This is a genomic window from Xylophilus sp. (assembly GCA_009914555.1).
In the GTDB taxonomy this organism is placed as follows: domain Bacteria; phylum Pseudomonadota; class Gammaproteobacteria; order Burkholderiales; family Burkholderiaceae_C; genus WNDY01.
Genome location: WNDY01000014.1, coordinates 63,136 through 72,863, shown reverse-complemented (window position 1 = coordinate 72,863; position 9,728 = coordinate 63,136). Strand labels below are relative to the sequence as shown.

Here is a 9,728-nt window from a genome sequence, read left to right as displayed (position 1 = left end):
GGGGATCGTGGGCAACGCCGCCGTTCGGGCGGCTATCGCTGCGTTCTTCGTTTTCGTCTTGCTCGTCGGCATACATGCTCCTCATTGACATGCTATGCCTCACACACAAAATTTCGGACAGGCTCCGAACATGGTCGCCTGGAACTGCTCCTTGCGGCGCTTGCGTGCCGCCTCCCGGTGCAGCAGCAGGTTGATCAGGATCACTGGAGGAATCTCCGCATGGCCAGCCCGCAGGCCGTAAGGTAGGCCGGCGCCTCGCGCACCATCTTCTTGAGCCGCACCGAACTGGCCAGTTCCATGCCTTCGAAAGGGTTGACCAGGCTGGCCGCGAAACCGGTCTGCTGCGTGACGGCCTCGGTGAGGCCCGGCAGCGGCGCCGAGCCGCCGGCCAGCAGCACATGGTCCACCTTGTGGTGCGGCGTGCTGGTGAAGAAGAACTGCAGCGCGCGACCCACCTCCTGCGCCACACTGTCGACGAAGGGGCGCAGCACGGCCGTGTCGTAGTCTTCCGGCAGTTCGCCGCTGCGCTTCTTGCTCTCGGCCTCTTCCGCCGAGAAACCGTAGTGGCGCACGATGAGCTGGGTGAGCTGCGCGCCGCCGAAGCCCTGGTCGCGCTCGTAGAGCACCTCGTCGTCGCGCACCACCTGCATGCTGGTGGTGAGCGCGCCGATCTCGAACAGCGCAACCAAGGCCCCGGCCCCCTTGGCGGGCAGGGTCTCGATGATGCGGCCGGCCGCCAGGCGCGAGGCATAGGACTCGATGTCGATGACGACCGCCTTGAGGCCCGCGGCCTCGGCCAGGCCCTGGCGGTCCTGCACCTTCTCGCGGCGCGCGCGGCGATCAGCACCTCGACGTCGCCGGGCGACGCGGCGCTGGGGCCGACGATGCAGAAGTCCAGGCTCACCTCGTCGAGCGAGAACGGGATGTACTGGTTGGCCTCGGATTCGACCTGGACCTCGAGTTCCTGCTCGCTCAGGCCGCCGGGCAGCACGATCTTCTTGGTGATGACGGCCGAAGGCGGAAGCGCCAGCGCCACGTTTCTGGTGCGCGTGCCGCTCTTCTTGACGACGCGGCGCACCGCATCGGCCACCGCGTCGAACTTCTCGATGTTGCCGTCGACGATCCAGCCGCGCTCCAGTGGCTCGATGGCACAGCGCTCGAGCACCAGCCCGCTGGATTTCTCGCGCCCCAATTCCACCAGCTTGACGCTCGACGAACTGATGTCGATGCCCAGCAGAGGCGCGGTCTGGCGGCTGAACAAGGATCCCGCAAAGCTCAAGATGGTCCCCGGAAACTGGTCAGAAAGTGCGGAAAAAAACAGCTACAGAACTTAACATTTCACATGAATGCTATCAGTAAGGCCCTTCTGCAACCAAGCTTTTTCCCTTGACCGGGCGCAGGGCACGTTGTCAAAAGCCGACGAGCGCGGTCAACGCACAGGCTTTTACAAAATAGTCGCGCAAATGTGTCATGCACCGGAGGCAACGGCCATTTTTATAATGGCCGTTGCCTTTTTTCGCATTCCGGAGTGACATGCCGCCTCCCGTTCCGCCTTCCGACTCCGGTAAGCCCCCTTTCCGCCCTCCGCCATCCACCACGCCCGCCTGGGTGCGATGGCTGCTGCGCAGCCTGGCCTGGATCGCGGGCCTGGCCGTGGCCGGCGTCGTCTCCGTCGTGCTGGTCGCAGCGGTCGCGCTCGCCGTCGCCTATCCCAACCTGCCCGGTATCTCGGACCTGGCCGATTACCGCCCCAAGCTGCCGCTGCGCGTGTATTCGACCGAGGGCGCGCTGCTCGGCGAGTTCGGCGAGGAGCGCCGCAACCTGACGCCGATCGGCGAGATCCCGCAGGTCATGAAGAACGCGGTGCTCGCGATCGAGGACGCGCGCTTCTTCGAGCATGGCGGCGTCGACTACAAGGGCATGCTGCGCGCGGGCCTGGCCAACCTGGGCCGTGTGAAGAGCCAGGGCGCCTCGACCATTACGATGCAGGTGGCGCGCAACGTCTACCTCTCCTCCGAGAAGACCTACACCCGCAAGATCTACGAGATCCTGCTGACGTTCAAGCTCGAGCACATGCTCAGCAAGAACCAGATCCTCGAGATCTACATGAACCAGATCTACCTGGGCAACCGGGCCTACGGCTTCGCGGCCGCCTCGGAGATCTACTTCGGCAAGCCGCTGAAGAACGTCAGCATCGCCGAGGCCGCGATGCTCGCCGGCCTGCCCAAGGCGCCGTCGGCCTACAACCCGATCAGCAACCCCAAGCGCGCGCGCGCGCGGCAGCTCTACATCATCGAGCGCATGCAGGCCAACGGCTTCATCACCGCCGCCGAGGCCGAGGCCGCCAAGCAGGAGGCGCTGCAGCTGCGCACCGGCCCCGACAACACGCGCGTGCATGCCGAATACGTGGCCGAGATGGTGCGCCAGCTCATCTACGCGCAGTACGGCGCCGAGGCCTATACGCGCGGGCTCAACGTCTACACCACGCTGTCGGCCGGCGACCAGGATGCGGCCTACCGCTCGCTGCGCCGCGGCATCATGGACTACGAGCGCCGGCAGATCTACCGCGGTCCCGAGAAGTTCGTGAACCTGCCGAGCGATCCACGCGAGCTCGACGACGCGATCGACGAGGCGCTGGTCGACCACCCGGACAACGGCGACGTGCTGGCCGCGGTGGTGCTCGATGCCAACCCGCGCAAGATCACCGCGGTGCGCGGCAACGGCGATGCGGTCGAGATCACCGGCGAGGGCTTGAAGCCCGCGCAGTCGGGCCTGGCCGCCACGGCCCAGCCCAACGTCCGCATCCGCCGCGGCGCGATCATCCGCGTGGTGCGCACGCCCAAGAACACCTGGGAGATCACCCAGCTGCCCGAGGTCGAGGGCGCCTTCGTCGCGATGGACCCGCGCAGCGGCGCCATCAAGGCGCTGGTCGGCGGCTTCGACTTCGACAAGAACAAGTTCAACCACGTGACCCAGGCCTGGCGCCAGCCGGGATCGAGCTTCAAGCCGTTCATCTACTCGGCCGCGCTGGAGAAGGGCTTCAGCCCGTCCACCATGGTCAACGACGCGCCGCTGTTCTTCGATGCCGGCACCACCGGCGGCCAGCCGTGGGAACCCAAGAACTACGACGGCAAGTTCGACGGCCCGATGACGCTGCGCACCGCCCTGGGCAAGTCCAAGAACATGGTGTCGATCCGGCTGCTGCAGGCCGTGGGCACCAAGCGCGCGCAGGAATGGATCACCCACTTCGGCTTCGAGGCCGAGAAGCATCCGGCCTACCTGCCGATGGCGCTGGGCGCCGGCTCGGTCACGCCGATGCAGATGGTCAGCGCCTATTCGGTCTTCGCCAACGGCGGCTACCGCGTCAACCCGTGGATCATCGCGCGCATCACCGACTTCAAGGGCCGCACGATCGCCGAGACGCGCCCGCCGGCGCTCGACGAGAGCCGCCGCACGATCGAGGCGCGCAACGCCTTCATCATGAACGATCTGCTGAACTACGTGGCCCGCGCGGGCACGGCCGCGCGCGCGCAGGCCACGCTCAAGCGCCACGACCTGGCCGGCAAGACCGGCACGACCAACGACTCGGTGGACGCCTGGTTCGCCGGCTACCAGCAGACGATCGCCGCGGTCAGCTGGATCGGCTACGACACGCCGCGCAACCTCGGCAGCCGCGAGACCGGCGGCGGCCTGTCCCTGCCGGTGTGGATCGGCTTCATGGAGCGCGCGCTCAAGGACGTGCCGGTGGCCGAACCCGTGGTGCCGCCGGGCGTGGTCAATGTCGGCGGCGAATGGTTCTACGAGGAATACGCGCGCAACAACGGCGTGACCAGCCTGGGCATGGACAATGCCAACGCCGCGCCGGCCGCCGTGCCGGGGGCGGCGGCGCCGGCGCCGCCGCCGGTCGAGGAGCGCAACAAGATCCTCGACCTGTTCCGGAACTGAACGGTCCGCCTCAATATACTCACCGCCCTATACCTTCACAGCGCGCTTGGTCCGCGCGCTGCGAAGGTATACCCCATCACTTTTCGAATTTCAGCGGCTGACCTGCCTGCGCGCTCGCATCGGCGTTGAGCTGCGCGAAGAACTCGCCCGCGCCCTTGGTGTCCCGCCAGGCGTGGTCGTCGAAGCGGTAGTGGTAGCCGCCCGAGCGCGATGCGAGCCAGACCTCGTGCAGCGGCTTTTGCAGGTTCACCACGAGCTGGCTGCCGTTGGCGCCGAAGGTCAGCGTCACCATGCCGCCGACGCGCTGGGCGTCGATGTCGGCGTCGGTCGTCTCGCCGATGCGGTCGCTGCCCTGCTCCACGGCGAGCAGCAGCTTCTCGGCTTCATCGAGGAATTCGTTGTCGGTCATTACTACAATCCGCGGATGGTCCCAATCCGGCAAATTCTAGTCAGAGCCCTTGTCCTTGCAGGCAGTGCGGCAGTGTGTGCCGGCCTGCTCGCCGGCTGCGGCCAGAAGGGTCCGCTCTACCTGCCGACCGATCCGGTGGCCACCGGCCGGGCCTCGCTGCCCGACACCATCCTGCCGACCCGGCCCGCGCCCTCGGCCACCGACGACTCCATTCCCAACACGCGATGACGACTGCCGCCTCCGCCCTGCCCGGCGCCCCCTTCTTCGGCTACCGTGGCGGCGAGCTGCATGCCGAGGAGGTGCGCGTGTCCGACCTGGCGCGCGAATACGGCACGCCGCTGTTCGTCTATTCGCAGGCCGCCATGCTGGCCGCGCTCGCGGCCTACCAGCGCGCCTTCGCAGGGCGCGACGCACAGATCTGCTATGCGATGAAGGCCAACTCGTCGCTGGCGCTGCTGCAGCTGTTCGCGCGCGCCGGCTGCGGCTTCGACATCGTCTCGGGCGGCGAGCTCGCGCGCGTGCTCGCCGCTGGCGGCGACCCGGCCAAGGTCATCTTCTCGGGCGTGGGCAAGACCCGTGCCGAGATGCGCGCCGCGCTGGCCGCCGGCATCGGCTGCTTCAACGTCGAGAGCGAGGCCGAGATCGACGTGCTCGACGCCGTCGCGCGCGAGGCCGGCAAGGTCGCGCCGATCAGCATCCGCGTCAACCCCGACGTGGATGCGAAGACGCACCCGTACATCTCCACCGGCCTCAAGGGCAACAAGTTCGGCATCGCGCACGAGCGCGCCGTGGCGGTCTACCGGCATGCCGCGTCGCTGCCGGGCCTGCGCGTGGTCGGCATCGACTGCCACATCGGCTCGCAGATCACCGACGCCGCGCCATATCTCGATGCGGTGGACCGGGTGCTCGATCTGGTCGCCGCGATCGAAGCGGCCGATGTGCCGATCCGCCACCTCGACTTCGGCGGCGGCCTGGGCATCGACTACCACGGCGACCACCCGCCGGCGGCCGACGTACTCTGGGCCCGGCTGTTCGAGCGCATCGACGCGCGCGGCTACGGCCGGCGCCGCATCCTGATCGAGCCCGGCCGCTCGCTGGTCGGCAACGCCGGCCTCTGCGTGACCGAGGTGCTCTACCTCAAGCCCGGCGAGCAGAAGAGTTTTTGCATCGTCGACGCGGCCATGAACGACCTGCCGCGCCCCGCGATGTACGAGGCGTACCACGCCATCGTGCCGCTGGCGCCGCGCGAAGGCGCCGCGGCCGCGACCTACGACGTGGTCGGCCCGGTCTGCGAGAGCGGCGACTGGCTCGGCCGCGACCGCGCGCTGGCGGTGCAGCCGGGCGACCGGCTCGCGGTGCTGTCGGCCGGCGCGTACTGCGCATCGATGGCCAGCAACTACAACACCCGCGCCCGGCCGGCCGAGGTCCTGGTGGACGGCAGCCGGGCGCACCTGATCCGCGCGCGCGAATCGGTCGAGGACACCTTCCGCCACGAGGCGCTCCTGCCGGCTTGACCTGCCTCAAAGGCCGGCCCGGCGGGCAGCCCTAGAGTGCCGGCCATGTCCATCGAGCTGTACCGCGACGAGCACCATGCCTGCCTGATGTTCACCGACCTGGTCGAGGAAGACGGCCAGGCGGTGCAGGCCAACCAGTTCCTCATCGTCGACCACGGCGTGGGCGCCGTGATCGACCCGGGCGGCAACCTGGCGTTCAACGAGCTCTACCTCGGCATGTCGCGCTTCTTCGCGCCGCAACAGCTGTCGTACCTGCTCGCCTCGCATGCCGACCCGGACATCATCGCCTCGCTCGACCGCTGGCTGACCAGCACGCGGGCCAAGCTCGTCATCTCGCGGCTGTGGGCCCGCTTCGCGCCGCACTTCGCCAAGGTCGGCAAGACCGAGGACCGCGTGGTCGGCGTGCCCGACGCCGGCGGCATCCTGCCGCTGGGGCAGGGCGTGCTGCACCTGCTGCCCGCGCACTTCATGCATGCCGAGGGCAACTTCCATTTCTACGATCCGGCGAGCCGCATCCTGTTCACCGGCGACCTGGGCGCGTCGATGACCTCGGGCGCCGAAGCCGCGCGGCCGGTGCGCGCGCTGCGCGACCACATCCCGCGCATGGAAGGCTTCCACCGCCGCTACATGGTGTGCAACAAGATCCTGCGGCTGTGGGTCCACATGGCACGCAAGCTCGACATCGCCATGCTGGTGCCGCAGCACGGCGCGCCCATCGTGGGCGCGCGCGCGGTGGCCGATTTCCTCGACTGGATCGAAACGCTGGAATGCGGCGTGGACCTGTTCGACCAGCGGGCCTACCAGCTGCCCACGGCGCAGATCGACCCGGCGGTCAACGCCGTGCGGGCGCCCCTGCGCGCGGTGCAGGGCGGCTGAGCCAGCGCCTCCAGACGCGCCACCCGAGCAGCACCGCCACGATGGCGGCGTAGACCGCCACCTCGCTGAAGTCGTTCTTGGCCGCGCGCATCCACCAGAAGTGCAGCAGCGCGAGCAGCGCCGCCGCATAGACCGTGCGGTGCAGCGCCTGCCAGCGCCGGCCGCCCAGCGCCCGCACGGCCGCATGCGGCGAGGTGGCGGCCAGCAGGGTGAGCAGCACGAAGGCCGCGAAGCCGACCAGGATGAACGGCCGCTTGGCGATGTCGGCCGCGATGTCCGGCAGCTCGAAACCCATGTCGAACCAGGCGTAGCACAGCAGGTGCAGCGCCGCGTAGAAGTACGCGAACAGCCCGGCCATGCGCCGCAGCCGCGCCAGCACCGCCCAACCCGTGGCCAGCCGCAGCGGCGTGACGGCCAACGCCAGGCAGAGGAAGCGCAGCGCCCAGTCGCCGATGGAGCGTACCAGGGCCTGCGCCGGGTTGGCGCCCAGCGTGTCGGCCGCCGCCCCCCCGGCCAGCCAGGCGAACGGCAGCAGCGCGGCCGCGAACACGACCGGCTTGAGCCATGCCGCGCGGGTGGCCATCAGAACTGCTTGCGGAGGTCCATGCCCGCGTAGAGCTGCGCCACCTGCGCGCCGTAGCCGTTGAACGGCAGCGTCTTGCGCCGCTTGGCGAACAGGCCGCCCTCGCCGATGCGCCGCTCGGTCGCCTGGCTCCAGCGCGGATGGTCCACGTCCGGATTCACGTTGCTGTAGAAGCCGTATTCCTGCGGCGCGGCCTTGTTCCAGGCGGTGCGCGGCTCGCGGTCGGTGAAGCGGATACGCACGATGCTCTTGGCGCTCTTGAAGCCGTACTTCCACGGCACCACGAGCCGCACCGGCGCGCCGTTCTGGTTGGGCAGCACCTCGCCGTACATGCCGAAGGCCAGCAGCGTGAGCGGATGCATCGCCTCGTCCATGCGCAGGCCCTCGACGTAGGGCCATTCGAGCACGCGCGAGCCCACATAGGGCATGGTCGCCTTGTCGGCCAGTGTGTGGAATTCCACATACTTGGCGGAGGATAGCGGCTCAGCGCGCTTGAGCAGGGCGCTCAGCGAGTATCCTGCCCAGGGTATGACCATGGACCAGCCTTCAACGCAGCGCAGGCGGTAGATCCGGTCTTCCAGCGGCGAGAGCTTGAGCAGATCCTCGATCGCGTATTTGCCGGGCTTGGCCGCAAGGCCGTCGATCTCGACCGTCCACGGACTGGTCCGGAGCGTGTGGGCGTTGCGGGCCGGGTCGTCCTTGCCCAGGCCGAACTCGTAGTAGTTGTTGTAGCCGGTCACGTCCTCGTAGCGCGTGACCGCCTCGTCGGTGCCTGCGCCGGCCGCCTTGGACGGCACGGTCTGCAAGGCAGGCAGTTTGCCGGGCCTGGCGAAGGCCGCCTGCGCATCGCGCGCCGCCCAGGCCGCGAGCGGCAGGCCGGCCGCGCCGGCAGCCATCTGCCGCAGCCAGGCGCGGCGGGCCTCGTAGACCGTGCGCGGCGTGATCTCGCTCGGCGTGGGGCGGTCGAATCCGCGGTCGGTGCGGCGGAGATGCATGGCAGGCCCTGGTTGGAAGAGCGGTGCCCCACAGCCTCATCGTCGGACCTGCCGGCGCGTCAAATGGTTCCGTAGCTGTGCAGCCCCGAGAGGAACATGTTGACGCCAAGGAAGGCGAACGTGGTCACGGCCAGTCCCCCGAGCGCCCACCAGGCCGAGACGGTGCCGCGCAGCCCCTTCATGAGCCGCATGTGCAGCCAGGCCGCGTAGTTGAGCCAGACGATCAGCGCCCAGGTCTCCTTCGGGTCCCAGCTCCAGTAGCCGCCCCAGGCCTCGGCCGCCCAGAGCGCGCCAAGCACGGTGGCGATGGTGAAGAAGGCGAAGCCGACGGCGATCGCCTTGTACATCATGTCGTCGAGCACCTCGAGCGCGGGCAGGCGCACGGCGATGCGTCGGCGCCCCAGCAGGATGCCCGCCGCGATCAGCGCCGAGATGGCCGCGTAGCCCACCCAGTAGCTGCCGCCGGCCTCGGCCGCGCGCTGGCGGAAGGCGATGAGCACGAAGCACAGGGCCGCGCCCAGCGCCCAGATGGGCGTCAGGCGCCACCAGCGCGTCTCTGCGGCCTGCTGCTTGATCAGGTAGGCGAAGGCCACCATGGCCGACAGCGCGAAGGTGCCGTAGCCAATAAAGTTGGCCGGCACGTGCAGCTTCATCCACCAGCTCTTGAGCGCTGGCACCAGCGGCTGGATCTCATGGGCCTCGCGCACCAGCGTGTACCAGAGCAGGAAGCCCACGGCCGCGCTCACGACGAGCAGCACGAAGGCGCCGAGCGCGCGCGTGCGGTACCGGGCCTCGTAGTAGAGGTAGAACGTGGCGGTCAGCCAGCAGAACAGCACGAACACCTCGTAGAGGTTGCTGACCGGGATGTGACCGATGTCGGGGCCGATCAGGTAGCTCTCGTACCAGCGCACCATCGTGCCGACCAGTGCCAGGGTGACCGCCGCCCAGGCCAGCCGCGAGCCGATCAGCTCGGCCGTGCCGCCGGCGCCCGCGCGCGCGAACAGGCCGATCCCGTAGAACGCCGTGCTCATGAAGAACAGCACGCCCATCCACAGGATGGCCGACTGACTGGAAAGGAAGTACTTGAGCAGGAAGGCGCTGTCGGCCCGCGCCAGGTCGCCCTGGTAGGTGCCGAGGCCGACGAGCGACAGCCCGGCCACCACCAGCATCAGCACCGCCAACGGCCGCCAGAAACAGCCCAGCCCGATGGCCGCGGGGATGGAGGCGATCAGGATGCCTTTCTCGTAGCCGTCCATGAACGCGCCGTAGCGCGTGAAGGCGAACAGGCCGCCGGCCAGCGCGATCGCGGCGAACAGCCAGTCGAAGGCGTTGCGGCGCGCGAACCAGTTTTCGTCGAGGCGGATGGTCGTCGTCGTCGTCGTTGGCGTCGTGGGGGAGACAGTCAT

8 protein-coding genes and 2 pseudogenes are annotated in these 9,728 nt (G+C 68.7%); 4 read left to right on the top strand and 6 right to left on the bottom strand.

Annotation, left to right across the window (positions count from 1 at the left end; genetic code table 11):
* Positions 1-120 precede the first annotated feature (120 nt).
* Together GAK38_RS09310 and GAK38_RS09305 are read right to left on the bottom strand one after the other, a co-directional pair.
* Positions 121-204: pseudogene (locus tag GAK38_RS09310) on the bottom strand (PilN domain-containing protein); the annotation flags it as partial.
* Positions 201-1,279 (bottom strand): annotated as a pseudogene (locus tag GAK38_RS09305) (pilus assembly protein PilM). The pseudogenes GAK38_RS09310 and GAK38_RS09305, both read right to left, overlap by 4 nt.
* A 254-nt stretch (positions 1,280-1,533) precedes the next feature.
* On the opposite strand from GAK38_RS09305, the gene GAK38_RS09300 reads away from it, so the two are divergent.
* Positions 1,534-3,945, top strand: a complete 2,412-nt coding sequence (locus GAK38_RS09300) for a penicillin-binding protein 1A (RefSeq protein ID WP_443089182.1) — start codon at positions 1,534-1,536, stop codon at positions 3,943-3,945.
* A 76-nt stretch (positions 3,946-4,021) separates the two neighbouring features.
* Here the strand turns inward: GAK38_RS09300 and cyaY are convergent, their stop codons facing one another.
* The gene (cyaY, locus tag GAK38_RS09295; protein ID WP_325343451.1) at positions 4,022-4,354 is read right to left on the bottom strand and encodes an iron donor protein CyaY; all 333 of its coding nucleotides are present in this window, start codon (positions 4,352-4,354) and stop codon (positions 4,022-4,024) included.
* Between the two features lie 72 nt (positions 4,355-4,426).
* On the opposite strand from cyaY, the gene lptM reads away from it, so the two are divergent.
* From lptM to GAK38_RS09280, 3 genes are read left to right on the top strand one after another with little or no spacing between them, the layout of a single operon-like run.
* On the top strand, positions 4,427-4,582 hold the full coding sequence (gene lptM / locus GAK38_RS09290; protein ID WP_443089181.1) for an LPS translocon maturation chaperone LptM: 156 nt from the start codon (positions 4,427-4,429) through the stop codon (positions 4,580-4,582).
* A complete protein-coding gene (lysA, locus tag GAK38_RS09285; RefSeq protein ID WP_325343449.1) occupies positions 4,579-5,868 on the top strand; it encodes a diaminopimelate decarboxylase in 1,290 nt (429 codons plus the stop codon). The genes lptM and lysA overlap by 4 nt, the downstream gene beginning before the upstream one ends.
* Positions 5,869-5,913: 45 nt before the next feature.
* Positions 5,914-6,744: an MBL fold metallo-hydrolase gene (locus GAK38_RS09280; RefSeq protein ID WP_325343448.1), complete on the top strand. Its 831-nt coding sequence runs from the start codon at positions 5,914-5,916 to the stop codon at positions 6,742-6,744.
* Here the strand turns inward: GAK38_RS09280 and GAK38_RS09275 are convergent.
* Genes GAK38_RS09275 through ccsB form a run of 3 tightly spaced genes read right to left on the bottom strand, consistent with a single transcriptional unit; the run spans position 6,701 to position 9,728 of the window.
* Positions 6,701-7,327 (bottom strand): sulfite oxidase heme-binding subunit YedZ, encoded by a 627-nt coding sequence (locus GAK38_RS09275; RefSeq protein ID WP_325343446.1) that lies wholly within the window; start codon positions 7,325-7,327, stop codon positions 6,701-6,703. The genes GAK38_RS09280 and GAK38_RS09275 overlap by 44 nt on opposite strands.
* Positions 7,327-8,322, bottom strand: a complete 996-nt coding sequence (gene msrP / locus GAK38_RS09270) for a protein-methionine-sulfoxide reductase catalytic subunit MsrP (RefSeq protein ID WP_325343445.1) — start codon at positions 8,320-8,322, stop codon at positions 7,327-7,329. The genes GAK38_RS09275 and msrP overlap by 1 nt, the downstream gene beginning before the upstream one ends.
* A gap of 59 nt (positions 8,323-8,381) precedes the next feature.
* Positions 8,382-9,728 carry a c-type cytochrome biogenesis protein CcsB gene (ccsB, locus tag GAK38_RS09265; RefSeq protein WP_325343460.1) on the bottom strand — a complete coding sequence of 449 codons (1,347 nt, stop codon included), beginning with the start codon at positions 9,726-9,728 and terminating at the stop codon, positions 8,382-8,384.